The organism is Burkholderia sp. E168m23 (assembly GCF_016586125.1).
Classification (GTDB): Bacteria; Pseudomonadota; Gammaproteobacteria; order Burkholderiales; family Burkholderiaceae; genus Burkholderia; species Burkholderia orbicola.
In genome coordinates this window covers 1-1,111 of sequence record NZ_BCPP01001451.1, presented here as the reverse complement: position 1 = coordinate 1,111, position 1,111 = coordinate 1, and the positions used below count along the sequence as shown (strand labels likewise).

The following is a 1,111-nucleotide window of genomic DNA, read 5'->3' as shown; positions in this document are numbered from 1 at the left end:
ACGGCGGTATCGGCCGTCTGCCCGGCTTGGCGACACGACAACTCTAGGTTTAAAGTTAGGTTTAATGTCAATACGCAGGCGAGGCAGGTATGAGAATCGGGGAGCTCGCGAAGCTCAGCGGGATTTCGGCGTCACGGATCCGCTTTTACGAGGCTGAAGGGCTCATCACGGCCGTCGAACGCAGCGCGAACGGCTATCGCGATTACGCCGACAACGCGGTGTGGATGCTCGAGATCATTTCGAGCGCGCAGAGCGCGGGGTTCTCGCTCGAACAGATCCGTCATCTGCTGCCGGTGAAAGCCGGCAACTGGCAGCACGACGGACTGGTGGCGGCACTCGAACGGAAGGTCGCCGAGATCGAGGCGATGCAGAAGCGCCTCAAGGAAAACAAGGCGCAGCTGCTCGTCGCGATCGACAGTATCAGGAACCGGCCGACCGAGCTGGACTGTACCGAGCGCACGCGCTGGGTGATGGAGCGGCTGCGCGATCACGGCGTGGTGCCGATTCGCGGCAAGAAGAGCCGTACGGCGGCCAAATGACCGGCTGGCAAAACGCGCAGCCGCAGTCCGACTCATTCCTCTATTCAGTGCCTTGACCTTGAAGTTGACTTAAAGCTTAGAGTGCTTGCTGACGACGGTGAATCAGCAGGCTCCGGGTGTTGCCTGCCACGGTCGACCATCGACGGGAGACAACGAGCATGGACAGGCGTTTTACACAGGTCGAATTCGGACCGCATACGGTCGACGTGCCCGAGGGCGGGTACTACGACCGGTTCCGGATGAATCCGGACCTGGACGCGGTGGCGCGCGACCCTGCCGCGGGGAACATCGATTTTTTCCGGAGGATTCCGAAGCGTCAGGTGATGTCGCGCGTGGGTCCGACGTGGGCGCCGAACTTCTACTATCGCTCCAGCAGCATTCAGCTACTGTTCCTGGCGCCGCTCGACCGCCTGAGAACCATGCTCCCCGTACCGCTCGAACCGCTGCGGGCGCTGCCCGGCTACGGGCTTGTCGCGCTGACGTTTTTTTCGTACGCGGTGTGTGACAACGATCCGTATGACGAAGTATCGGTCGCGGTGGTGATCCGCCGGCCCGGCGCGAAAGGCTCGCAC

The 1,111-nt window shown here is 62.0% G+C and carries 1 protein-coding gene and 1 pseudogene; both read left to right on the top strand.

Features of this window, described 5'->3' with window-relative positions; genetic code table 11:
* The first annotated feature begins 89 nt into the window (after window positions 1–89).
* Window positions 90–539 carry a MerR family transcriptional regulator gene (locus tag JMF90_RS38095; RefSeq protein WP_011549230.1) on the top strand — a complete coding sequence of 150 codons (450 nt, stop codon included), beginning with the start codon at window positions 90–92 and terminating at the stop codon, window positions 537–539.
* 158 nt (window positions 540–697) lie between these two features.
* A pseudogene (locus tag JMF90_RS38090) lies at window positions 698–1,111 on the top strand (acetoacetate decarboxylase); the annotation flags it as partial.

What these genes read in the sequence shown, in the direction of transcription:
- JMF90_RS38095 (WP_011549230.1), top strand. Translation starts at nt 90, where the DNA reads ATGAGAATCGGGGAGCTCGCGAAGCTCAGCGGGATTTCGGCGTCACGG.